The following is a 23,767-nucleotide window of genomic DNA, read 5'->3' as shown; positions in this document are numbered from 1 at the left end:
GCCGGTACCGACCGTCACGCGAGGTCCGCGACCATCGCCGACACGGCTTCGACCTCGTCGTCGTTGATCCCGTGGCCCATCCCCGGGTAGATCCGCTCGTCCACGTCGCCGCCGAGCGCCTCCAACACCGCGGTCGTCTCGTGAACCCGCTCTTCGGGAATGTGCGGGTCGGTGTCGCTACAGCCGACAAATACGGGCGTCCCGTCGAGAGGGCCCCCGTCGGCGTCGGTCGACACCTCCCCGTCCGCCGCCCCGTCCGCGAGGTAGTCATCGATGTCGATCGACTCCCCGATCAGACCGCCGCTGAAGACGGCGAGTCCGCCGTACCGGGTCGGGTTCCGGGCGACGAACTCGCTCGCGAGACACGCTCCCTGCGAGAAGCCGCCGACGAGGACGCGGTCGCGGTCGATCCCGGCGTCGACCGCGCGGTCGGCCGCCGCGCCGACCGCGCGCAGCCCCGAGGTGCGGCCCGGTTCGTTGTCCGCGACCGGCGAGAGGAAGGAGTTCGGGTACCAGGTGTTCCCGGCGGCCGCGGGCGCGAGAATCGCGAGGTCGCGGTCGTCGGCCAGCTGTTCACCCAGATCGACGACGCTACGGGCGGTCGCGCCGCGACCGTGGACGAGCACGAGCGCGGCGTCGGCGTCATCGAGGGGCGTCCCGGCGGTGACCAGCGGCTCGTCGCCGTGCGGGTCGTCGCCGCCGTGCCCGGGAGAGCGGCCGGCCATCTCAGACCCCGACGCCGGCGTCGGCGTCGGGCAGGTCGTGTTTGTTCACCGGGATACCCAGCTCTTCGAGGGCCCCCTCCATGTGTCGGTCCTGCGCGAAGTCGGCCCCGTCCTCCTCGCGGAGGCGCTGGGCGGTCGCGAGCACCTCGCCTTTGCGCCCGTCGGGAATCTCGTATTTGTCCGCCGACAGCTCGATGACGAGGCCGTTGTTGTCCTGCGTGTAAATGGAGTGGAAGATGCCGCGGTCGAACACGTTGTACCCCTTGCCCGCCTCTTCGAGGGACGCCATGATCTCCTCGTACTCGTCGGGTTCGACGCTGAAACACAGGTGGTGGACCGCGCCGGTGTTGACACGCTGCCCACGGGCGGACGCGCGCTCGTCGCTCACGAACACGGTGAGGATCCGGTCGTCGCCGGTGTCGAAGAAGAGGTGCGTCTGCGAGGGGTCGTCGAGGTTCGGCTGCCGCAACACGAGCGGCATCCCGAGCAGGTCGCGGTAGAAGGCGAGGGTGTCCTCCTCGTTGCTCCCCCAGACCGTGATGTGGTCGGTGCCGCTGGTGTGGAACGGTGCGTCCGGACGCTCCGACGTGACCGGAGCCGGATTCTCGTCGCTCATACCGATCCGAAGGCGGCCGAGCCGTATAAAAACGAGAGGGACGGGACCGTGACCGGCTAACACCGGTGTTATCGGTCCCCGAGTCGGGCAGCGGTCAAGGGTTGGCGGCCTCCGTACCGACGGGGTTTAGCGGGACAGGAGTCGACCGAAAGTATGGAACTCATATCGATCGCCGGCCTGTTGTTACACTCCGGCACGGAACACCCGGACACGCTGTGGATCGCGCTCACCGGTGTCGTCGCGTTCGCGCTCGGCGTCGCCGTCGGCCGCTGCGGCCGATCGGTGTCGCTCCCTGTCGGTCCCTCCGTCGGGGGCAGCGACGGCGAATAGGCGTCAGAGCGGAACGGTCAGACCGGGACCGTCACGGACCGAGGGATGCGGGTCAGCCCCCGTACTCCGCCCGGAACCGATCGACGAGCCACCGCGTCGCGCGCTTGCGGTCCCCGTCCGGCACGTAGACGAACGGGATCGGGCTATCGAACGTGCGCTCGCCGTACAGTCCCCAGTCGCCGGCCGAGCGCGTCGTCCCGCCGTAGGCTATCGGGATGTCGGCCAGCTCCGAGGGCTCGTACTCGGGAACGTACGAGCGTTCGATCCACACGTCGTGAGCCGGGACGCCCAGCTCGTCGGCGAGCGCACGTTCGAGGCGGTCGTCGCCGGAGACGAGCCACTCGCCGAACGCCTCGCGGTCGACATCGACCCGGTCCGCGTAGGCGATCCGGTGTTTCCAGCAGGTCGTCGGGAACCGCCGGGCGCGATACCGGTCGTACAGCGTCGCGAACGTGGTCTCGGGCCGGTCGCGCGCGAGTCGGCGCAGCCGCTCGGCGACGGTGTTGTCGTCGATCTCGTCTTCGATCACCCCGTCTATCGTCACCGGCGGGTCGCCCGTCAGCGCGGCCGCCCGTTCCGTGAGGTCGCGGAGGAGCGCGTTCGCGTACACCGACTTGTGGTGTTGGGTCACCCACATGTACAGCGCGATCCGGCCTTCGAGGTAGTTGCCGAGCGTCGAGAGCGCCTTCTCGGAGAGCGCCAGCCCCTCGTCGGGGTGTGCGGTGTAAGCGTCGACCATGCGGTCGGTGTCGAAGTTCAACACGTTCGCGCCGGTCATCCAGTTGTCCCGGGAAATGTAATCGAGCCGATCGACATCGACCGGAGAGTGGAGCAGTTGTGCGCCCAGCCCGTGCTGCCACGGTCCCCCGCGTTCGTACACCAGGCTGTACCCCAAGACGTACGCACACACCTCCTCGGGATCGACCGACAGCGACCGCAGCGCGTCCGCGAAGCGATCGAGTATCAACAGACAGCTCACGAGTTCGTGCGGGCTCGCCTCCCGAACCGGGGCGTCGCCGAGTCCGGCCTCCCGAAGCGACGCGACGAACCCCTCTTCGGCGAGCCGGTCCCGCAGCTCCGCCGGGTCAAAGAAGCGCTCGCAGACGTGCGAGAAGGGCGGATGGCCGACATCGTGAAGCAGACACGCACACTCCAACGTCGACTGTATCTCGTCTACCGTCTCCGGCGAGGTCTCCCGGGTGAAGTACGGCTCCTCGCGGAGGTTCTCGAAGACGCGACGGCCGAGGTGATAGACCCCGAGGCTGTGTTCGAACCGCGTGTGATTGGCGGCCGGATAGACGAGATGCGTCGCCGAGAGCTGTTTGACGTGCCGAAGCCGCTGGAACGCCGACGTGTCGATCACGCGATCGACGAGCGGGTCGGCGAGTTCGATGTACCCGTGAACGGGATCTTTGATCTGTGTAGTCATGTGTGAACGAACGCGATCACCACGCGAGGCGGGCAGCGAAGCGCCGGGCGTCCGGTCGACGAACGAACGGCCGAGCGCGACATCCGAGACGGTACCGTCGACGCCACAAGACCCGATGACCGCGGTAGTGACGGGACCGGCGTAACGGACGCAGTGCGGCCGCCGTTCCCGCCAATACCGAGGCATTGCGTCCGGGTACCGTCCCGGAGAGTTGCGACCGCCGGCGGAAATCCGAGCGCACCGGGTCGGCGATCAGTACCGCGAGGGGATGAACGCCATCCCGGCGAGCATGATCGACGACAGAATCGAGAGGATGAGCACGCGCGATAGACCGCTGTTGTACTGGTTGAACTGTTTGATCTCGGACGCCTGTGACTCGTACGCCTCGATATCCGTCGTCATCTGAAGCGTCGACGCGTCGGGGAAGTGAGCGACGTACTCCGTGTCACCGACGGTCACCGTCGAGTGCTGTTCGATCTCGATCGTCTCCGTCTGGGTGGTCTCCCACACGACGACGGCCCCATCGGCCGTCACGTCGTCGACGGTGACCGTGTTCCCGTTGTACTGGAGCGTGTCTCCAGACGCGTACGACCGCTCCTCGGGCTCGGGGAAGTACTCGTCGGCCGGGACCGACGTGGTCTCACCGGACTCGTCGGTCACCAAGACGAACTCCTCACCGGCGTCGGAGGTGACCGTCTGGTTGTCGGCCGAATCGTCGGCTTCGAGGATCGCCTGCCGGTCGAGCACCTCGACGAGCGTGAACTCGGAGGGGCTCTCCCCGGTTATCTCGACCCGCCACTCGCGGTCGTCGATCGACACCGTCGAGCCGTTCGTCCACGTCTCCGACGTCTCCGCCGTGAATTCGCGTTCGAGCGTGCCCGTGACCACCGTCGTCGCCGCACCGCCGTGGCCACCACCGCCCTCCTCGCTCTCGGAAATACCCACGGTGTACGACTCGCCACCGATCTGGACGGTGTCACCGTTAGCGGCGTCTACCTCCGGGCTCTCAAACGCTATTTCCGGACTATCGGCCGTCGCGGTCAGCGCGCCCGCCACGCCCGCAACGGCGAGGAAGAGCGCGACGAACACGGCCACAGCGCGTCGTTGCATAGTTCACGCATGGGTCACCCGGTGTTTAACGGTTACTAAGCGGGTCAGTTCGCGAGCAGGATCCGGCGTCCCGCCTCGAACGATAAGAAAAAGCCAAGGGCCGGATTTGAACCGGCGTTGGGCGGCTCTGCAGGCCGCTGCGTCTGACCGAACTCTGCCACCTTGGCACCAGTCGGACGTACCGCTGTCGAGCGTTTAAGCTTAGCGGTCGCGTGCGAGACCGCGAGCGCGCGGGCTCGCAACACATGAAAACAGCCCACGGGCAGTGTGCCCGCGGGCTGGTAGATGAGAGCAGAATGCTCTCGTATGAATAGGGAGGCGGCGACTCGTGGTTTCCAGAGGATCGCTCACTCCAGTACTTCACGATACGCTGGTGGGCTTAACTTCCGTGTTCGGAATGGGTACGGGTGTCTCCCCACCGCTTTGGCCGCCTTCATGCCGACTCTCGGATTCGAACCGAGACTCTCTCTGTCCGTCGAGACGTTAAGAGACGCCTGTGTCGGTCGTGGTTCGGTATCAACCGTGTATATCGTGCGATCCAGGTACCGCCTGAACTCATGCGAGTCGTGGCGCGTCAGCGCCAATGAATGTGGCTCGGTCTGTTAGTTCTCGTGGGCTTAACACCTCGTTGCCTCGGTGCGTACACCCCGAGTCTATCGAACTCGTCTTCTACGAGTGACCTCTGTGGTACCTCTTTTCCATGTGGGTTTCGAGCTTAGATGCGTTCAGCTCTTACCCCGTGTCGCGTGGCTACTCGGCAGCTGCCCTTCCGGACAACCGATACACCAGTGGCGACCAAACGTAGTTCCTCTCGTACTATACGTTCGTTCACGTCAGGTACCTCACACCCCCAATAGATAGCAGCCGACCTGTCTCACGACGGTCTAAACCCAGCTCACGACCTCCTTTAATAGGCGAACAACCTCACCCTTGCCCGCTTCTGCACGGGCAGGATGGAGGGAACCGACATCGAGGTAGCAAGCCACTCGGTCGATATGTGCTCTTGCGAGTGACGACTCTGTTATCCCTAAGGTAGCTTTTCTGTCATCTACGGGTCCCATTCCGGAACCTCGTAGGTTCGCTAGACCACGCTTTCGCGTCAGCGTTCCTCGTTGGGAAGAACACTGTCAGACCATCTTGTGCTCTTGCGCTCTTCGCCGGATTCCCGACCCGGCTGAGATGATCTTCGGGCGCGCTCGATATCTTTTCGAGCGCGTACCGCCCCAGTCAAACTGCCCGGCTACCGGTGTACTCCTCCCGGAGTGAGAGTCGCAGTCACCGACGGGTAGTATTTCAATGCTGTCTGGGTGGCGCGCTAGCGCGCGTACCTCTGTAACGACTCCTACCTATGCTGCACATCGGCGACCACGTCTCAGCGACAGCCTGCAGTAAAGCTCTATAGGGTCTTCGCTTCCCCTTGGGGGTCTCCAGACTCCGCACTGGAACGTACAGTTCACCGGGTCCAACGTTGGGACAGTGGCGCTCTCGTTTATCCATTCATGCAAGCCGCTACTGAAGCGGCAAGGTACTACGCTACCTTAAGAGGGTCATAGTTACCCCCGCCGTTGACGGGTCCTTCGTCCTCTTGTACGAGGTGTTCAGATACCCGCACTGGGCAGGATTCAGTGACCGTACGAGTCCTTACGGATTTGCGGTCACCTGTGTTGTTACTAGACAGTCGGAGCGCCCGAGTCACTGCGACCTGCCTCGTCGGAGGCAGGCATCCCTTCTTCCGAAGGTACGGGACTAACTTGCCGAATTCCCTAACGTCGGTTCTCCCGACAGGCCTTGCCTTGCGCTGGCAGAGCACCTGTGTCGGATCTCGGTACGGACACTATGCTTGCCTTTTCACGGGCCCTATGTACGGCTGACTTTCGCTGTTTCGCGTTTCGCTCGCTTCGTACCGTGACGGTGTCCACGAGTTTCCACGATTCGACCGGGCGAGTGCCCGGCTCAGCGTTCCACACGGCGTCGGCGTTTACTGCATAGCGGCGCTGGAATATTAACCAGCTTCCCGTCGGTGTAGTCAAGTTGTGGTACACCTTAGGACCGGCTAACCCTCGGCTGAACGGCAGTGCCGAGGAACCCTTGCTCTTCAGGCCGTCGAGGGTCTCACCCGACTATCGCTGCTACTGTGACCAGGATTGTCGTTACTGGACGGTCCACACGAGCTCTCGCCCGGGCTTCCGTCCGACCAGTACGCCAACCTACACGGTTGCCTTGTGACAGGCACGGCCAGGTCTCGGTGGTAGATTTGAGCCCCGATCATTTTGGGCGCCTCAAACCTCGGCCGGTAAGCTGTTACGCTTTTCTTAGCGGGTAGCTGCTTCTAAGCTCACCTCCCGGCTGTTTAGGGCTTGAGACCACCTTCGAATCGCACTTAATCTACACTTTGGGACCTTAACCCGGCTCTGGGTTGTTCCCCTCACGGTACACAGGCTTACCCCGCGCACCGGACTCCCTTCGTCTACAGCGCCTGCGGGTTTGGAGTTCGACAGGATGGCCGACTCCTCTCGGAGGCGGGTCATCCAATCGGTAGCTCTACCCCGCGGGCTACCTCGGATGAGGTCATGCTTCGACATGTTTCGGTTGGAACCAGCTGTTGCCAGGCTCGATGGGCCTTTCACCCCTACACACGAGTCACGAGAGGGTATTGTAGAACACCAACTCTAACAGGCCTCCACGTGGCTTTCGCCACGCTTCACCTTGCTCGCGCGTAGATCGCCTGGTTTCGGGTCGCACCCGATTGACTCCCCGCGCTTGAACACGGTGGCCCTCGCACGAATGTGCTGCGGCCGTATCGGTTTCCCTGCGCCTTCCCCGGTTCACGGGTTAGACTCGCCAATCAAGTGCACTCCCTGGGTCGTTTTTCAAAACGCACGACACGACGCCGGCTCGTCTCTCTTCCTACTAGAGAATCGCTTCTCGGTCGTTTTGAGAGACGCCTTGTACGCCCTGTCGCTCGATCGCCAGCTGATTTCAGGCCCTATTGCACCGCCCTTTTCGGGGTGCTTTTCAGCGTTCGCTCACGCTACTTGTTCGCTATCGGTCTCGAGGAGTGTTTAGCCTTCTCAGGGGATGCCTGAGGTGTTCACAGAGGATATCCGACCCCTGCTACTCTGGATTTGACGCCATCTGTACTGACTCATCTTACGGGGTTGTCACCCTGTTTCACGCTCCGTTCCAGGAGACTTCAGATGAGTTGTCGAGATTTGGTTGTCAACCCGAACACCACATTGGTCCGAAGACCTTCGGTTTGGGCTGTGTCGCGTTTACTCGCGGTTACTGACGACATCGCGTTTGCGTTCTTTTCCTGCCCTTACTGAGATGTTTCAATTCAGGGCGTTCCCTATTGCGCGTGGCAATTGTTGAACGGATTCCGATTGGGAGATCTCGTGTTCTTTCCCTCCATGCGGGTCCCACGAGCTTTTCGCAGCTTGGCACGTCCGTCGTCGGCTCTCGAGCCGAGCCATTCACCAGCTGGCACAGTAGCCAGTAGTGTGCCAGCCAACTCTCAGAAGAGAGTGCTGACGGTGTCAGAAATACTCGTCAGAGTATTCCGACTGTATATGGTTCACTGACGTTCCACGAACTCGGATGAGTTCAGTGGACGTCTGGATCGCACGTATACACGGTTGTCATTGAATCGCCCCGGGTGTGTGCGGGGCGTTCGTCGAACCCTTCCCATCCGCGGTTTCCCGGGATGGTGCATCGGTCGTCGTGTTCAGTCCGAATCGCGTCTCCCACTTAAGGGGACGGATTTGGACTGAACGGACATGGACTCACTGGGATTCGAACCCAGGGCATCCTCCTTGCAAGGGAGGCACTCTACCGCTGAGCTATGAGCCCACCTTCCCTGTGGGGAAGGTCTGTCTCGCGTGTTGTGTGGGCCGTGGTCGTTCTAGGGTGTCCAAGCCGGTGGGTGGACGGACGTACACAGACTAGTGCGAATGAGTAGTGACCGTTCTGGTGAACGGTCGTAAGGTGAGCCTCCCGTGTGGGAGGTCTCAGGTCGGTGGAGGTGATCCAGCCGCAGATTCCCCTACGGCTACCTTGTTACGACTTAAGCCCCCTTGCGAAGCCCAGATTCGACGTACGTGGTACGCCTCATCCGGACCTCACTCGGGTGCTTTGACGGGCGGTGTGTGCAAGGAGCAGGGACGTATTCACCGCGCGCTTGTGACACGCGATTACTACCGAATCCAGCTTCATGTGGGCGAGTTGCAGCCCACAATCCGAACTACGATCGAGTTTCTGAGATTACCGTCTCCTTTCGGAGTTGGAACCCTTTGTCTCGACCATTGTAGCCCGCGTGTTGCCCAGCACATTCGGGGCATACTGACCTACCGTTGCCCGTTCCTTCCTCCGTGTTAGCCACGGCGGTCTCCCTACTGTCCCCAGCTACCTCGCGGTACTGCTGGCAAGTAAGGATGCGGGTCTCGCTCGTTGCCTGACTTAACAGGACGCCTCACGGTACGAGCTGACGGCGGCCATGCACCTCCTCTCTGAAGCTCGGATAAGGTCATCAACCTGATCGTCATTACTACAGTCGATGCTGGTGAGATGTCCGGCGTTGAGTCCAATTAAACCGCAGGCTCCTCCGGTTGTAGTGCTCCCCCGCCAATTCCTTTAAGTTTCATCCTTGCGGACGTACTTCCCAGGCGGCCTGCTTAGCGGCTTCCCTACGGCACAGCACCCACTCGTAGTGGGAGCCACACCTAGCAGGCATTGTTTACGGCCAGGACTACCCGGGTATCTAATCCGGTTCGAGACCCTGGCTTTCGTCCCTCACTGTCGGATCCGTTCTCGCGACGTGCTTTCGCCATCGGCGGTCCGTCCAGGATTACGGGATTTCACTCCTACCCCGGACGTACCCGTCGCGCCTTCCGGTCCCAAGCCACGCAGTTTCTACCGGGCGTCCACCTGTTGGGCAGGTGGATTTCCCGATGGACTTGCGTGGCCAGCTACGGACGCTTTAGGCCCAATAAGATCGGCCATCACTTGGGCTGCCGGTATTACCGCGGCGGCTGGCACCGGTCTTGCCCAGCCCTTATTCTGGTACCGCCTTAGGGTACCGAAAAGCACAGGCGCTATGCCTGTGCACTTGGGATCCCCCTATCGCACTGTCGTGCAGTGTAAAGGTTTCGCGCCTGCTGCGCCCCGTAGGGCCCGGAATCTTGTCTCAGATTCCGTCTCTGGGTTCTCACTCTCATGACCCATACCGATTATTGGCACGGTGGGCCGTTACCCCACCGTCTACCTAATCGGCCGCAGCCACATCCTTCGGCGCCGGAGCGTTTGGCATACCACTCATTCCAGTGGTGGTATGGTATGTACTATTAGCCTCAGTTTCCCGAGGGTATTGTACTCCGAAGGGTAGTTTGGCCACGTGTTACTGAGCTATTCGCCACGAGTATGAACTCGTACGACTAGCATGGCTAAATCGGATCCCAATAGCAATGGCCTCCGGCAGGATCAACCGGAATGAGTATCCTTCGAGCCTGATTCCCGGCTCGAAGGGGGTGTTGGCGGGTGTCAATCTCGTTGGAGACGAGAGTTGACACACCATTGCATTGGTCTGTGTGGTGTCCGGTTCCAGCCAGCGGCTTGGATGGCACCGAACGACCACGGCTCACATCAGATCGCCGCTTACGCCGGAGCGCAGGGGGCGCGATCCTCATCTCTCGCGGACCTGAACGTATCGTCCGACGGGTCATAAACCCATCGAACCACATCAGGTCCAAGCGAAACCGGGCCGAGTTGAACGGCCCGAGTCCGCGATGCGTTCTTCGCATTTCTTCAAATGCCGGGGTTGTACTTAACCCCGTCGAACCATCTGCGCCACGTCATGCGGTTTCATGCCGAGACGGGAGAGACGACTGACCGGCTCGGATCGACGCGGGGGCCACGGTCCGAGATAGCGTCTCCGCGTCGATCCGGGTCCTTCCGACCCACGGCTAAAAGGAGAGATCGGAATCAACGCGCCCGGAGAGGACTACTCCTCGTCGAGGTACTCGATGCCTTGCTTCGAGACGTTGGCCTTGGTGATGTCGTCGAGGTCGTTGAGCCAGAAGTCCTCCTCCGCCTCGTCGACCTCCGGGGCGCTGTCCTTCCAGGCCCATCCCTCGTACTCGTGGACCTTTCGGGTCCCCTTCTCGCGGAGGCGAAGCGTCGTTCGCTCCGCCTCATCCTCAGAGGGTGCCGGGTCCAGCGTTCGAGCGGCCTTGAGTGCCGCCTGACGCGGCATGTTTCCCGAGAACTCGCTCGGTTCCGATCCGTCTTCCTCTCGAAGGGCAAAGTTTCGCTTACCGTCTTCACGTACCATGGTTTTGCCTCCATGAGACACCAGCACACAGTGTGTAATAAATATATCGGGAAAATGAAAGCTGTGCGGCACAACATTTATATATTATACCGGGCACTGGTTACGGTTTCCGGACGGAGACGGGCGCGACGGCGTTCGGATCCCGTCCGAGTTCCCTCGAACGCTACGGCGCGCGGAGACGCGAGCGAGGGAAAATCGGGTAAACAACACTTATGTGTCTGCTATTGCGAAGTGCGACAAGCACACCCGCGATGGTCCGTAAAAAGAAGCTCAGCCCCAGTGGCGCGAAAGACGACGAGGGGGAGTACCACAACGTCCACGTGAACCTCCACGAGGACGAGCTCGCCGTCGCCGGCATGGATATCGGTGACGAGGTGTTCGTCCGAGTCCGAGACGGCAAGATAATCATCTAGAAGGCGGACGCGAATCCGGACCAGCTCGAACACGACTTCTGACGCCGAGCGCGGTACTACGTCTCGAAGATCCGTCCCAGCGGCGGCGTCGGTTGCGGTCGGCGGATTGATTGTCGCTCGTGACGAGACTCAGACGATGGGCGCGTACGACCTGTTGAAACCGGCACTGTTCCGGCTTCCACCGGAGACCGCACACGGACTGATTCATCGACTGCTCGGCGGCGTTCAGGGGACGCCGGTCGGGTCGGCGCTCGCCGAGCGGTACACGGTCGACGACGAGCGACTCGCGGTCGACGCGTTCGGGTCGACGTTCTCGAATCCGGTGGGCGTCGCCGCCGGGTTCGACAAGAACGCGGAGGTGCCGCGGGCGTTGGCCTCGCTCGGGTTCGGACACGTCGAGATCGGTGGGGTCACCGCCGAACGGCAGCCGGGGAACCCACGCCCGCGACTGTTTCGACTCCCGGAGGACGAAGCGCTCGTCAACCGGATGGGGTTCAACAACGAGGGCGCGGACAGGGTCGGAGAGCGTCTCGACCGCGACCCCCTCCCGGACGTGCCGGTCGGGATCAACATCGGGAAGTCCAAGTCGACGCCCCTCGCCGACGCCCCCGACGACTACCTGTACACGTACGAGCGCGTCGCGGACGCGGGCGACTACTTCGTCGTCAACGTCTCCAGCCCCAACACGCCGGGGCTCCGTGAACTCCAGAACCGGGCCGCCTTAGAGCGCATCCTCGGAACGCTCGACGACGCCGGTGCCGACCCGCTCCTCGTGAAGCTCTCACCCGATCTCCCTGACCCGGCCGTCGCGGACGCGCTCGCGGTCGTCGACGACCTCGACCTCGACGGCGTCATCGCGACCAACACGACGACGTCGCGCCCGGACTCGCTCCGGAGCCACAACCGGGCCGAGCGGGGCGGGCTCTCGGGGAAGCCGATCGAGTCGCTGGCGACGGATCGGGTGCGGTTCGTCGCGGAGCGGACCGACGTTCCGGTGATCGGGGTCGGCGGCGTCTCCGACGCCGCGGGCGCGTACGAGAAGATACGAGCGGGCGCTTCGATGGTCCAACTGTACACCGGACTCGTCTACGAGGGGCCGGGACTCGCGCGCGACATCAACGAGGGCCTTCTGGAGCTGCTCGACCGTGACGGGTTCGAGTCGGTCGAGGACGCGGTCGGTACGGACCTGTGAGAGAAACGGGTCGGCGGCGGAAATCTACGCCTCGTTTCGGACGATGACGACGACGTCGTCCGCCTGAAGCAGTTCGCCCTCGCCCTGATACTGTCGCTCTTCTTCGACCGCGAACTCGTCGTCGACCAGCGTGACGCCCGCGACGCGGAGTTCGTCGCCGTCGATCTCGTAGTCACCCTGCGCCAGCGCGGCCTCGATGTCGCCGACCTGGTCGCCGTACTTCGGACCGACAGTGGCGTAATCGAGGTCGATACCGGTGATAACCGTCTCGACGGGTGCGTCGCCGTCGGGGTGGACCGCGAGGTCGTCGACGTGCATGACGCCAGTGATGTCGTCCTCGAACCCGCGGACGTCGGCGTACACCTCGACGGCGTCGAGCGGGGCGGTGAGCGGGAGCTGGTTCTCGCTTTTGTACTTCCGGAGCGCGCCGACGACTGCGGTCGCCGCGGTTCCGGCGTCGCGGTCGGCCTCGACACTAAGCGGCTCGGGCCAGTCGGCGAGGTGGACCGACTCGCTCGCGCCGTCCGCGAGGCGGATCCCGTCGACATCGGCGGCGTCCGGCACGGCGTCGGCGTACATGTCGTGCCACAGTTCTTCCGTGACGTGCGCGAGCAGCGGCGCGAACAGCTTCAGGAACCGGCGGTGTGCGGTCCGGAGCGTGTACGCCGCCGCGTCGTCGTCGCGCTGTTTCGCGATCTCGAGGTAGTCGTCACAGAACGTGTTCCAGAAGAAGCTCCGGAGTTCGTCCCGGGCCTTCGAGAACGCGCGCTCTTCGAGCAGGTCGGTGAGCCGCTCGACCTCGGCGTCGAGCTCGGCCAGCAGCCAGCGGTCGAGTTCGCGCAGGCCGTCGTCCGGCTCGGCCGGGAGCGGCTCCGGCGCGAGCGACTCGACGAGCTTCGAGGCGTTCCACAGCTTCCGGATCAGCTTCTCGCCCGCGCGGAGGTCCTTCTCCTTGAACGGGAAGTCGTCGCCGACCGCGGTCCCGGCCGCCCAGTAGCGCGTGGCGTCGACCGGGAACTCCTCCAAGACCGTCTCGGGTTCGACGACGTTGCCGACGGACTTGGACATCTTCTCGCGGTTCTCGTCCAAGACGTGCCCGTTGATCATCGTCTCCTCGAACGGCACCTCGCCGGTGTGCTCGTAGCACTTGACGAGCGTGTGGAACAGCCAGAAACTGATGATGTCGTGACCCTGCGGCCGGAGGTCGAACCGATACAGCTCCGGGCGCTCCATCGTGAACTCCCCGGCCTCCTCGTCCCAGTCCCAGCCGGCGTTGATGAGCGGCGTCAGGCTGGAGGTGGCCCACGTGTCGAGCACGTCGTCCTCGGGCTCGAACCCGTCGTGCCCGCACTCGGGGCAGGCGTCGACGGGCGGGTCGTCGGAGAGCGGGTCGACGGGGAGGTCCACCTTCTCGGCGATGATCTCCTCGCCGCAGTCCTCGCAGTACCACACCGGGAACGGGATGCCGGAGGAGCGCTGGCGGGAGATGAGCCAGTCCCACTGGAGCCCCTCGACCCAGTGTTCGTACCGGGTGAACATCTTCTCGGGCGACCACTCCATCTCCCGGCCGACGTCGAGGTACTCGTCCGTCTTGTCGAGCATCTCGACGTACCACTGCTCGGTGACGAGGAACTCGACGCTCGTCCCGCAGCGCTCGTGGACGTTGACCGTGTGGGTGATGTCGCGGCGGTCCAACAGCGCGCCCGCCTCGTCGAGGTCCTCGACGATGGCCTCGCCGGCCTCCGAGGAGTGGAGGCCCTCGTACTCCTCGGCGACCTCCGTCATGTGGCCGGACTCGTCGATGGCGACCCGGAGGTCGAGGTCGTGGACCTGGTACCACTCGATGTCGTTCTGGTCGCCGAACGTACAGCACATCACGATGCCGGAGCCGGTCTCGGTGTCGACGCGCTCGTCGGCGATGATCGGCACCTCGTGGCCGAACAGCGGGACCTCGGCGGACTCGCCGACGAGGTCCTGGTTCTCGTCGTCGTCCGGGTGGACGAAGACGGCGACGCAGGCCGGGAGGAGTTCGGGGCGCGTCGTCGAGATGACGAACTCGTCGGGGAGGTCGCCGTTCTCGTCGCTTCCGGCGACGTCGAAGGCGATGTCGTTGAAGTGGCTGGCCTGTTCGTCGTCCTCGGTCTCGACCTGCGAGATGGCGGTCTCGCACTCGGGACACCAGATCGCCGGAGCCTTCTCGCGGTACTCGCGGCCCTGATCGTACAGGTCGACGAACGACAGCTGGGAGACGCGCTGGACGCGCGGCTCGATCGTCTGGTAGGTGTGGTCCCAGTCGACGGAGACGCCGAGCGACTGGACGTTCTCGGTGAACTGCTCCTCGTAGTCGGCGCACACCTCGCGGCACTTCGCCTGGAACTCGCGGCGCTCGAACTCCTGATGGCGGATGTCGAGCTCGTCCTCCGTCAGGCGCTCGGAGGCGATCCCGTTGTCATCGTAGCCGAACGGGAAGAAGGTCGCGCCGCCGTTCATCCGCTCGAAGCGGGCGACGAAGTCCTGGAGGGTGAACCCGTACAGGTGGCCCATGTGGAGGCTGCCCGATACCGTCGGCGGCGGGGTGTCGATGGAGAAGACCGTGTTCGGATCGACCGGATCCTCGTCGGGGTAGGCGTACGTCTCCTCGTCGACCCATCGCCGCTGCCACCGCGGCTCGACGGCGTCGGGGTCGTACTCTCCACTGGGCATTTCAGCCACACGTTCCGCCGGTTCCCCCTTAACGGACTCGGTTACGCGGAGACGGTAGCGCGGCCGAGTGGGGGATTCGGGCGGATTTAGGCGTTCAGACCCGGTCGTCGAGGTCGTGTTCAGCGGCCATCTTCGACGCCTCCGTCGCGAACCGTTCGACCTCGTCGGCCGGGCTCTCGCCGAGCGCGGTCTCCTCGACCTCGCGACCGGCGGTGATCCCGTCGCCGGTGACGAGCCGCTGTTCGGCCAACTCCTTCGTGTGCATCCGTTCGCCGTCCTCGGTGGCGTAGGTGAGCCGGACGAGCCCCTTCGAGTCGAACTGCCGGTCGACGAGCCAGACGGTGGTCATCGTCGGTGGTATCGACCGCGAGCGAATTAAACCGGGCGATCGATGGGAGTGGCCGCCTCGCGGCGCGACGTCAGCTCCGCGTCCGCCCATTCGACCGCGGCCGGCGAGTCGTTCACCACCATCCCGGTGGCGTCTCCGGTCTGTCGGAACGTGATCCCCGCGTGGTCCCCCTCCGGGGTCTCGATCAGCCACAGCGCGTACGGGAGCGGACCCGCGCTGCGGTACAGAGAGAAGGAGTTGCGGGAGACGAGCGACGCGACCGGCGTGTCAGAGAGCGCGGAGAGCGCCTCGACCACCTCCGGCTCGGCGATCACCTCCACGTTGAGTCCTTCGCGATCGAGCGCCCGGTTCAGGATGAACACGTCCGACTTGAGCACGGTCGGAGCCAGCCCCCGCATCGCCGTCGCCCGTTCGAGGAGTTCGCTGCTCGCCGTCGCCGCCTCGGACGGCGCGTGCGGGTCCGCGACGGTCACGGTCGCCCCGGTGAGGAACGCCGACGGAAGCGACGCGTCGTCCGGGAGCTCGTTCAACAGCGGGGCCGCCCGCTCGACCGTCCGCGTTGCGGCCGCGTAGCGGTCGTGTTCGGCGAGTGCGAACCGACCCGTCGCGGTGAGAGAGTACGTCCCGCCGCACGACTCGACGCAGTCGACGTCTTCCAGATCGGCGATTGCGCGGTCGACCGTCGACCGCGAACTCGACAGCCGATCGACGAGTTCCGGCTTGCTCGCGGGCGCGTCGGCGAGGCTCCGAAACACGTCCGCGCGCTTGTAGAGCGCCGATCGGAGCGCGTGTCCGTCCGGTTCCATGCGGGGGAAACGCGCGTCCGGATTAAAAACGGCCCGGCGGAGAACGGCGGAGGGCGTCGGCGTCAGCGGGCGATTTCACTACGGTCGGGAGGTGACATACCCTCATCGTCCGGGAGATCTCCCGGCGTACGGGAACCGTCACGGAACGGGGGTTCCGACCGGGGCGCGGGAACCCCGCCACGGCTTTGTACTCGCTGTTCGTACCCACAGTATGCGCGTCGAGTTCGACCGCGACACCTGCGTCGGAATGTTCCAGTGCGTCGCCGAGTGGGACGCCTTCGAGAAGAACCTGAACGACGGGAAGGCGGACCTCGCCGACAGTACCGAGGCTGAGCCGGATCTGTTCGTCGTCGAAGTCCCAGACGGCGAAGAACTGGACGCGAAGTTCGCGGCCCGAAGCTGCCCCGTCGACGCGATCGAAGTGTACGACGACGACGGCGAGCAGGTGGTATAATCGATCGGAGACGGGTGAGCGGAACGCTTCGGGATTCCCGTTGTGCGGTACGGTCGAGCCACTTTCGATGCGGAGACCACCGAAGCCCCAGCCGCGAGGACTCGGTGCGCTCGCTGTCGTTCGAAAGGCGCGAAGCGCCTTTCGTGATGACGAGAGAGCTTCGCTCTCTCGAACCACGCTCCTCGTCGCTCACTGCGTTCGCTCCTGCGGTGCTTACGTCGCGCGCCTTCGCCCTCGCGGCTGCCCCTTCGAGTCCCGCCCCGCACCGCACCTCGCGCCTCCCCAGCCTCGTCGGTCGCCTCCGCGTTGCTCCGGCGACCGACTCCCTCGCGCGACGCTGCTCGGCCGCAAGGCGGCCTCGCAGGCGCGCGCCAGCGTAGAACGGTCAGAGAGGGAGCAATAGCCTCCAAAATCTGATTATAATCCGATTATAAGTGGTCGGCCACGTCCTCGGCGAAGTACGTGATTATTAGGTCCGCGCCCGCGCGCTTGAGCGCCGTGAGCGACTCCAGCGCGGTCGCCTCCAAGTCGAGCCACCCCTTCTCGGCGGCGGCGTGGAGCATCGCGTACTCGCCGGAGACGTTGTACGCCGCGATCGGCCGGTCGAACTCCCGGCGGAGGTCGCCGACGATGTCGAGGTACGGTAGCCCGGGTTTCACCATCAACACGTCGGCACCCTGCTCGGCGTCGAGGCGCGCCTCCCGGAGCGCCTCGCGGCGGTTCGCGGGGTCCATCTGGTAGTGGCGGCGGTCGCCGAACGCGGGCGCGCCGTCGGCGGCGTCACGGAACGGGCCGTAGAAGGCGGACTCGTACTTCGCGGCGTAGCTCAGGACCGCGACGCCCTCGTGGCCCGCGTCGTCGAGCGCCTCGCGGATCGCGCCCACCTGCCCGTCGGTCATCGCGGAGGGGGCGACCACGTCCGCGCCCGCGTCGGCCTGCGAGACGGCGGTCTTCGCGAGGAGGTCGAGCGTCTCGTCGTTTTTGACGGTGAGCGTCGGGTCCGTCTCGGCGGACTCCTCGATCACGCCGCAGTGGCCGTGATCGGTGTACTCACAGAGGCAGACGTCGCCGATCACCGTCGCGTCCGTCTCCGCGTCGATCCGCCGGATTGCCCGCTGGACGACGCCGTCGTCGGCGTACGCCCGGCTCCCCTCGGGGTCTTTCGACTCGGGGACGCCGAAGAGGATCACGGTCTCGACGCCGGTCTCGGTGATCTCCTCGACGCGGTCGACCGCCTGTTCGACCGGGACGCGCTCGTGGCCCGGCATCGTCTCGATCGGCACGCGCTCGTCGGTCGTCGCGTCGACGAAGACGGGTGCGACCAGGTCGGACGCCGAGAGGTCGGTCTCGGCGACCAGCGGGCGAACGCCGTCGGTCCGGAGTCGGCGTGGCCGGTCCGTGAGGTCCATGTGGGGGCGTTGGCCCCGCGCGGTCTTTTAGCGTTCGTCTCGAAGCGGGGCGTTCGGTGGCCGAGTGCCACCGGTGGGGCCGGAGGTCCGACGCGGAGGAGGGCGAAACAGTGCGACTACTCGGAGGACTCGATGTCGATTCGGTCTCGGAGCTCCGCCAGCTCGTCCGACTCCGCGAGCTCCTCGACGCGCTGTTTGAAGTGCGACTCGCAGAGCCCGACGACCACGCCGCGCTGCTCGGCCTCGTACGTGGCCTCCCGGTCGCAGTAGTGACACCGCATACGCACCACTCCGTTCGGCGCGGGCTTAATCCTGTTCGTCGGTCGTCGCTCCGGCGGAGCCCTCCTCGATCGGGACCGGCTCGGGGAGGCGCTTCCGGACCGGGGCGAACGCCGATCCCGTCAGCCCCGCGACGCCGAGCGTCCGTTCGTGCGCGTCGGTACCGCCGGTCTTGAGCAGGTCGGCCTCGGCGGCGACGCGGTCGATCCGCGCGTCGTCGACCGCGCGGCCGTACGGGTAGAACCGCTCGACGGCGTCGACCGCGTCCCGCTCGCGGGCGACCGAGAGCGCCTCGTCGACGCGCTCGTACCGGAACGGGTGCGCCAGCCCGACGAGCGCGCACGCGTCCGCGAGGAGGTCGAGTCCCTCGTCGAGCGGGGTCACCTCGCGCGCGACGTAACAGGGCCCGTCGTCGCCGATCAGTTCGTCGAACGCCGCGGCGTAGTCGTAGGGCGCGTCGGACTCGTCGACGGCCCGGGCGATGTGCGGTCGTCCCAGTCCGGCCCGGGGTTCGACACCGAGGTCGACGCCGAGCCGCTCCTCGACCGCGTCGAGGATCGCCGCGCCGCGCTCCCGGCGGTCGCGCTGGAGGCGGTCGATCTCCGCGTCGAGGGCGTCGGTGTGTTCCACGCCGTACCCGAGGAGGTCGAGCCGCTCGAAGCCGGCGTCGACGCGGAGTTCGATTCCGCGCACGATCCGGACGCCGTCGCGCTCGACGACCGGCGCGTCGAGACCCGGGTGGATCCGGTCGTGGTCGGTGACTGCGACCCAGTCGACGCCGGCGTTGCTGGCGGCCGCCGGCACCTGGTCTAGGGTGAGCGTCCCGTCCGAAACGGTCGTGTGCGCGTGGAGGTCGGCGACGACCGGGTCGGCAGAGTCGGCGGAATCGGCGGAATCGGCGGGCATGAGCGCGGATAGCGGGGCCCGACACTAAGCGGCGGCGGTCCACCGACGACGCGGCAGCGGTCGGATATAAGGCGGTATAAGGTATCCCCTCCGACTAAGGTCGTACATGGACAATCATTAAGAACCATCGGCGATTTTGAACTGTTGATGCGCTTGAACGGCGTCGACGACCGACTCGAACGGCACCAGTACCCGACCACCTCTGAGGAGCTCATCGCGGCTCACGGAAACGCGACCGTAGAGCTCGCGAACGGGTCCGAGCGGCTCGGCGATGTCTTGGAGCGGTTCGGGGATCAGACGTTCGAGGACGCCGAGGACGTGTTCACCACGCTCCGGGCCGGCGTCTGTCACCGCGGTGTCGGCCGCCGGTTCTACTCGGACCGCGACCCGACCACCGACGCGGAGGACGGGCCCTCGCCGGTCTCGTTCTGACGCGCCGAACCGCACGGAGTCCGTACTTGTTCTTTCGAGGTCCGACCGAGGAGCGACGCGGCTACGAAACCGGATCTGCGAAACCGAGTCTACGATACCGGATCGACGACCCCAGAGAGGTCGAGCGGGACCGACCCCTTCCGATACCCCTCGATCGACCCGTCCGGCTCGGCGCGGTACACGACCGCGGGCTTGTGACGGACCGCGGGTTCGGCCGCGCGCACCGCGGCCCACTCCTCGGCCGGGAACGACGAGCAGTCGACGAACAGGGTGACGCCGCCGGCGTGGGCCGCGAGCTGTCCGCTGGTCTTCGTCTCGACGGTGTCGCGGACGGCGGCGACCGGGTCGTTCGCCGAGCGCCCCGCCGTCGGCTGCGGGCGCGTCACCTCGACGAGGTGGCCGGCCCCCGTGTCGGGGTCCGTCGCGCGGAAGTCGAGGGAGTGGCCCGTCGTCACTTCGATCTCGGGGGTCACTCCGTACCCCGCCTCGGCGAGGATCCGGGCGGCGGTGAACTCGGCTATCGCCGCGCTCATCCGAACGAGGTCCGGGGAGGCGGACGTGCCGAGCTTCCCCGCCATCGTCTCGCGGTAGTCGTCGAGCACGCCCGGCCGGAGCGTCTCCTCGACGAACCCGGTCCCGGCCTCGCGGGTCGCGTCCGGGAACCCGGCCGCGTGGTCGCGGAAGAACGCCCGGCTCGTCTCCGCGCCGTCCTTCGAGCAGAACACGGGGAGGAAGTACCACGAGACGTGCGGGTAGTCGGCCAGCCACGGCTCGTCGTCGTGGAGCGCGGCGAGCAGCTCCCGCTGAGCCCACCGCGAGACCGGGTACGGGGCCTCGTCGAACCCGTACTTCTCCGTCCGCCAGAGATCGCTCGGCGTCTCGGTGTTTCCGAGCCAGTACCCGGCCGGTCCGCCGTCGGTGCCGGGCGGAGGGTCGGCGTCGTCGTCGGTCCAGCAGAACAGCGCGGACGACCCGTCGTCCATGTCGAACCGACGCGCCTCGTAGCCGGGCGGCGGCGCGAACCACGGGTCGCCGGCGGTCGCTCCGAGGTTCTCGTCGAGGGGATGACCGATCTGGGACCGGACCCGGTCCGCGGTCCACCGGCCGGGGGAGCGCCTGAAACGGAGGGGTTGTGCCACAGACGTTTGGTATCACGCCGCGAGGTTAATCGATTCCGGTGAACGGGACCGAACCATCAGCTTTTATGACACATTAACCGACAGATATATTACAGAAAACAGCCAAGTGGTGTTGTACCATGTCAATGGGTGCCTATGACGAGGCCGAACACGAGCGTCGCGAGAAGAAGACCAGCGAAGTCGACGCCGACTTCGACGCGGAGCGGCCCGAGTACTCCGGTTCCCTGACCTACGACTCGGGCGACTCCACGGAGGCACTCCTCGACAAGTTCGAAGAGCTTCAGGGCAAGTGACGCGGCCGCGGCGACGCCGCGCCTTCTGACTCCGTTCTCGAACGACGCCAGTGGCGACGCTCGCCGGCAGCGACTACAGCGAGTCAGCTGAGCCAGATCGCCGCGGAACAGACGATCGCGACCGCGACGACGTGGCCGACGACCGCGCCGAGCAGCACGGGTTCAGTGAGCAGGAACGGGACCAAGGCGAGTTGGACGAGCGAGAAGCCGATGTTCTCGGCGTCGAGCCGTCGGACCGTCGCCCGCTCCTCCGGCGAGAGGTCGACGTGGACCGCGCGCCACAGCGCGACGACGGCGCTCCACCACGAGGTGCCGATCCGGTACGTCAGGTCCCAGAGGACGAGCAGCGTGAGGTAGACGACGGGAAGCGGTGGATTCGGGCCGAAGAGTCGGTCGATGAGCGTCGGTCCCGCGGCCCCGTCCCACGCGAACAGGTACGTGATCAGCGCGATGAACGCCAGCACGCCCAACACGATCTCGATGCTCGATCCGAACAGCAGACGCTTGTGTTCCGGGGGCGTCCCGAGCAGCCGGTTTTTCGCGCCCAGCCGGTGCATCTCGACGCTCCCGACCGCGGCGACGACGACGGCGACCGTCCCGGCGGCCACGGCGTTCCACGTCCCGTAGTACCAGCCGAGTCCCACCACGCCCGCCTCGAATATCACGAACTGGAGCGCGACCGCCAGCGTCCGCGAGATGCCGAGTCCGGGGATCCCCCCGACGAGGCTCTCGTACACCCACGTCTCGCCGTAGTCGCGGCTCACGGCGAGACCCCGGGGAGCGCGCTCAGCCGCGACCCCTCGGCGTTTCGCGAGTCGGTCAGCGCCCGCGCGACGCCGAGTTCGAAGGGCGTCAACTCGACCGACACGAACTCCCCGATCCGATCGTCCTCGACGATGACGGTGTTCCGGAGCCCTTCGACGAGCGACTGAGCGAGGTACGGGTTCACGTCGGTGACCAGTCGGAGCCACCGCGCCGACAGCCCGGGACTCAACACGGGCACCCTGACAATCCGGAGCCCGCCGCCGAGCTGGCGTCTCGTCCGGCGGAGTATCTCGGCGTAGGTCAACACCTCAGGGCCGCCGATCTCGAACGTCTCGCCCGCGGTCTCGGGGACGTCGAGGACGCCCGCGAGGTACGCGACCACGTCAGCTATCGCGATCGGCTGGCACAGCGTGTCGACCCACTTCGGGGTGACCATCACCGGGAGGCGTCTCGCGAGCCCGGCGATCACCTCGAAGCTGGCACTCCCGGCGCCGATGATGATCGCGGCCCGGAGCGTCGTGAGCGCCGGGTCGCCGTCCGCGAGGATCCGCTCCACCTCCCGTCGCGACCGGAGGTGTTCGGAGAGTTCGTCGCGGTCCTCGCCGAGACCGCCGAGGTAGACGATCCGGTCGATCCCCGCGGCCGACGCGGCCGCGGCGAAGTTGGTCGCGCAGTTCCGGTCGCGCTCCTCGTAGCCCGGGCCGCCGTCCATCGAGTGGACGAGGTAGTACGCGGCGTCGACGGTCTCTCCGTCGAGTTCGAACGCGGGCGGCAGCGTGTCCGGTTCCAGCAGGTCGCCCTCGACGACGGCGACGCCGTCGGGCGCTGCGTAGCCGTCGGCGTCGCGGACGAGCGCGACCACGTCGTGGCCGCGCGCGAGGAGCGTCGGGACGAGCCGACTCCCGACGAATCCGGTCGCGCCGGTGACGAGCACTCGCATACCGATCCCTCGGGCGGAGCGACCATAAGCCTCGGCCCGTCGGCGCGGCGACGGTACCGACGGAGCGGTCGGACCGAAGCGCGGTGCGTCGCGGGACGGATCGGACCGATCGCTAGAAGTGGCCCCGGGTTCCTCGTCCGGTATGCGCGCTGGCGAGTTCGAACCGGTTCGCGGCGTCGACGACCTGTACGTCCACGACACCGGCATGTTCGAGACCGACGAGTACGGCGCGGTGTACGTGTACGACGCGGAGCGACCGATCGTGATCGACACCGGGACGGGGGCGAACCGGGAGGCCCTCTTCGAGACCATCGAGCAGATCGGGATCGGTCGCGAGGAACTCGCGTGGATCCTCCCGACCCACGCCCACCTCGACCACGCCGGCGGGGCGGGGTACCTCGCGGAGCGCTTCCCGAACGCGGAGGTCCGCGTGCCCGAGAAGGGGGTCCGACACCTCGTCGACCCCGGGGCGCTCGTCGCCGGCACCAAGTCGGCGGTCGAAGAGCAGTGGGTACACTACGCGGAGCCGAAACCGGTCCCCGACGACCGGATCGAGGGGGTGAGCGAGGGCGACCGGATCGACCTCGGCGACCGCGAACTCGTCGTCCGCGACGCCCCGGGCCACGCCCCGCACCACGCCGTCTACCACGACCCCGACGCCGAGGTCGTGTTCTCCGCCGACGCCGCCGGGATCTACGTCCCGGATATCGACGCCGTGACCCCGACGTCGCCGCCGCCGCAGTTCGACTTCGAGCAGTGTCTCGACGACATCCGGCTGATCGAGGACCTCGACCCGGATATCGTCTGTTTCGGCCACTTCGGGCCGCGGGAGTGCGACGCGGACCTGATCGGCGAGGCGAAGCGGGCGTTCGTCGAGTGGGTGGAGCGGGTCCGGCAGAAGCGCGCCGAACTCGACGACGACGAGGCGGTCGTCGACCACTTCGAGGCGGCGAGCCGCGACATCGACTACTGGAACCCCGAGCGGGCCCGGGCGAACACGAGCCTGAACACACGGGGCGTGTTGACGTACCTCGATCGGGTCGACGACGAGGAGTGAACGGGGCCGCACGCGGTCCGAGGACGACGGACTCCGAGGCCGGCGAACGCCGGCGACGGAAACGCCCTAAACCCCGCCGCACGTAGACCGAGACA

The 23,767-nt window shown here is 65.8% G+C and carries 21 protein-coding genes, 2 tRNA genes and 3 rRNA genes; 7 read left to right on the top strand and 19 right to left on the bottom strand.

What is annotated here, in order from left to right:
• Positions 1–14 precede the first annotated feature (14 nt).
• On the bottom strand, positions 15–725 hold the full coding sequence (locus tag QOL69_RS09255; RefSeq protein ID WP_283402941.1) for an alpha/beta hydrolase: 711 nt from the start codon (positions 723–725) through the stop codon (positions 15–17).
• 1 nt (position 726) lies between these two features.
• Positions 727–1,341, bottom strand: a complete 615-nt coding sequence (locus QOL69_RS09250; protein ID WP_048077540.1) for a VOC family protein — start codon at positions 1,339–1,341, stop codon at positions 727–729.
• A gap of 153 nt (positions 1,342–1,494) precedes the next feature.
• Here QOL69_RS09250 and QOL69_RS09245 point away from each other — a divergent pair, with 153 nt between their 5' ends.
• Complete coding sequence (locus QOL69_RS09245) at positions 1,495–1,671, top strand: hypothetical protein (RefSeq protein WP_195155774.1); 177 nt, start codon at positions 1,495–1,497, stop codon at positions 1,669–1,671.
• A gap of 52 nt (positions 1,672–1,723) precedes the next feature.
• On the opposite strand, the gene QOL69_RS09240 is transcribed toward QOL69_RS09245, so the two are convergent.
• The 8 genes from QOL69_RS09240 to QOL69_RS09205 form a co-directional block, all read right to left on the bottom strand.
• Positions 1,724–3,100, bottom strand: a complete 1,377-nt coding sequence (locus QOL69_RS09240) for an HD domain-containing protein (RefSeq protein ID WP_283402940.1) — start codon at positions 3,098–3,100, stop codon at positions 1,724–1,726.
• A 252-nt stretch (positions 3,101–3,352) separates the two neighbouring features.
• On the bottom strand, positions 3,353–4,195 hold the full coding sequence (locus QOL69_RS09235) for a DUF8231 family protein (protein WP_283404230.1): 843 nt from the start codon (positions 4,193–4,195) through the stop codon (positions 3,353–3,355).
• A gap of 106 nt (positions 4,196–4,301) precedes the next feature.
• A tRNA-Cys gene (locus QOL69_RS09230) sits at positions 4,302–4,377 on the bottom strand.
• Positions 4,378–4,523: 146 nt separating this feature from the next.
• Positions 4,524–4,645 (bottom strand): 5S ribosomal RNA (gene rrf, locus QOL69_RS09225).
• 147 nt (positions 4,646–4,792) lie between these two features.
• Positions 4,793–7,711 (bottom strand): 23S ribosomal RNA (locus QOL69_RS09220).
• A gap of 276 nt (positions 7,712–7,987) precedes the next feature.
• A tRNA-Ala gene (locus QOL69_RS09215) sits at positions 7,988–8,059 on the bottom strand.
• A gap of 167 nt (positions 8,060–8,226) precedes the next feature.
• Positions 8,227–9,696, bottom strand: a 16S ribosomal RNA gene (locus QOL69_RS09210).
• Together the 16S, 23S and 5S rRNA genes with 2 tRNA genes alongside form the textbook arrangement of a ribosomal RNA operon.
• Before the next feature lie 509 nt (positions 9,697–10,205).
• The gene (locus tag QOL69_RS09205) at positions 10,206–10,535 is read right to left on the bottom strand and encodes a non-histone chromosomal MC1 family protein (protein ID WP_048077542.1); all 330 of its coding nucleotides are present in this window, start codon (positions 10,533–10,535) and stop codon (positions 10,206–10,208) included.
• Positions 10,536–10,786: 251 nt separating this feature from the next.
• On the opposite strand from QOL69_RS09205, the gene QOL69_RS09200 reads away from it, so the two are divergent.
• Positions 10,787–10,948, top strand: a complete 162-nt coding sequence (locus QOL69_RS09200; protein WP_283402939.1) for a hypothetical protein — start codon at positions 10,787–10,789, stop codon at positions 10,946–10,948.
• A 136-nt stretch (positions 10,949–11,084) separates the two neighbouring features.
• Positions 11,085–12,140 (top strand): quinone-dependent dihydroorotate dehydrogenase, encoded by a 1,056-nt coding sequence (locus QOL69_RS09195; RefSeq protein WP_283402938.1) that lies wholly within the window; start codon positions 11,085–11,087, stop codon positions 12,138–12,140.
• Positions 12,141–12,164: 24 nt separating this feature from the next.
• Here QOL69_RS09195 and QOL69_RS09190 read toward each other — a convergent pair whose 3' ends face one another.
• The 3 genes from QOL69_RS09190 to QOL69_RS09180 form a co-directional block, all read right to left on the bottom strand.
• Entirely contained in the window at positions 12,165–14,843 is a 2,679-nt protein-coding gene (locus QOL69_RS09190; protein ID WP_283402937.1) for a valine--tRNA ligase, read from the bottom strand.
• Positions 14,844–14,937: 94 nt separating this feature from the next.
• The gene (locus tag QOL69_RS09185; protein WP_283402936.1) at positions 14,938–15,192 is read right to left on the bottom strand and encodes a DUF7967 family protein; all 255 of its coding nucleotides are present in this window, start codon (positions 15,190–15,192) and stop codon (positions 14,938–14,940) included.
• 26 nt (positions 15,193–15,218) lie between these two features.
• Positions 15,219–15,998, bottom strand: coding sequence for a helix-turn-helix transcriptional regulator (locus QOL69_RS09180; protein ID WP_283402935.1), 780 nt, complete (start codon positions 15,996–15,998; stop codon positions 15,219–15,221).
• 211 nt (positions 15,999–16,209) lie between these two features.
• Between QOL69_RS09180 and QOL69_RS09175 the strand changes: the two genes are divergently transcribed.
• Positions 16,210–16,452: a ferredoxin gene (locus tag QOL69_RS09175; RefSeq protein WP_048077546.1), complete on the top strand. Its 243-nt coding sequence runs from the start codon at positions 16,210–16,212 to the stop codon at positions 16,450–16,452.
• Between the two features lie 428 nt (positions 16,453–16,880).
• Here QOL69_RS09175 and hemB read toward each other — a convergent pair whose 3' ends face one another.
• The 3 genes from hemB to QOL69_RS09160 form a co-directional block, all read right to left on the bottom strand.
• On the bottom strand, positions 16,881–17,861 hold the full coding sequence (gene hemB, locus QOL69_RS09170; protein WP_283402934.1) for a porphobilinogen synthase: 981 nt from the start codon (positions 17,859–17,861) through the stop codon (positions 16,881–16,883).
• Between the two features lie 116 nt (positions 17,862–17,977).
• A complete protein-coding gene (locus QOL69_RS09165) occupies positions 17,978–18,142 on the bottom strand; it encodes a DUF6757 family protein (RefSeq protein ID WP_006114727.1) in 165 nt (54 codons plus the stop codon).
• Positions 18,143–18,167: 25 nt separating this feature from the next.
• Positions 18,168–19,046: a PHP domain-containing protein gene (locus QOL69_RS09160; protein ID WP_283402933.1), complete on the bottom strand. Its 879-nt coding sequence runs from the start codon at positions 19,044–19,046 to the stop codon at positions 18,168–18,170.
• Positions 19,047–19,193: 147 nt separating this feature from the next.
• Here QOL69_RS09160 and QOL69_RS09155 point away from each other — a divergent pair, with 147 nt between their 5' ends.
• Positions 19,194–19,478 carry a DUF5789 family protein gene (locus QOL69_RS09155; protein WP_283402932.1) on the top strand — a complete coding sequence of 95 codons (285 nt, stop codon included), beginning with the start codon at positions 19,194–19,196 and terminating at the stop codon, positions 19,476–19,478.
• Between the two features lie 89 nt (positions 19,479–19,567).
• Here QOL69_RS09155 and QOL69_RS09150 read toward each other — a convergent pair whose 3' ends face one another.
• Complete coding sequence (locus QOL69_RS09150; protein ID WP_283402931.1) at positions 19,568–20,617, bottom strand: DUF5784 family protein; 1,050 nt, start codon at positions 20,615–20,617, stop codon at positions 19,568–19,570.
• Positions 20,618–20,742: 125 nt separating this feature from the next.
• Between QOL69_RS09150 and QOL69_RS09145 the strand changes: the two genes are divergently transcribed.
• A complete protein-coding gene (locus QOL69_RS09145) occupies positions 20,743–20,910 on the top strand; it encodes a DUF5786 family protein (protein WP_004599209.1) in 168 nt (55 codons plus the stop codon).
• Between the two features lie 83 nt (positions 20,911–20,993).
• Here QOL69_RS09145 and QOL69_RS09140 read toward each other — a convergent pair whose 3' ends face one another.
• Entirely contained in the window at positions 20,994–21,674 is a 681-nt protein-coding gene (locus QOL69_RS09140; protein ID WP_283402930.1) for a DUF7530 family protein, read from the bottom strand.
• Entirely contained in the window at positions 21,671–22,615 is a 945-nt protein-coding gene (locus QOL69_RS09135; RefSeq protein WP_283402929.1) for an NAD(P)H-binding protein, read from the bottom strand. Before QOL69_RS09135 ends, QOL69_RS09140 begins: the two co-directional genes overlap by 4 nt.
• Before the next feature lie 142 nt (positions 22,616–22,757).
• On the opposite strand from QOL69_RS09135, the gene QOL69_RS09130 reads away from it, so the two are divergent.
• Entirely contained in the window at positions 22,758–23,672 is a 915-nt protein-coding gene (locus QOL69_RS09130) for an MBL fold metallo-hydrolase (RefSeq protein WP_283402928.1), read from the top strand.
• Positions 23,673–23,767 lie beyond the last annotated feature (95 nt).

The organism is Halorubrum sp. DM2 (genome assembly GCF_901686465.1).
GTDB lineage: Archaea > Halobacteriota > Halobacteria > Halobacteriales > Haloferacaceae > Halorubrum.
This window is presented reverse-complemented; position numbering and strand designations above follow the sequence as displayed.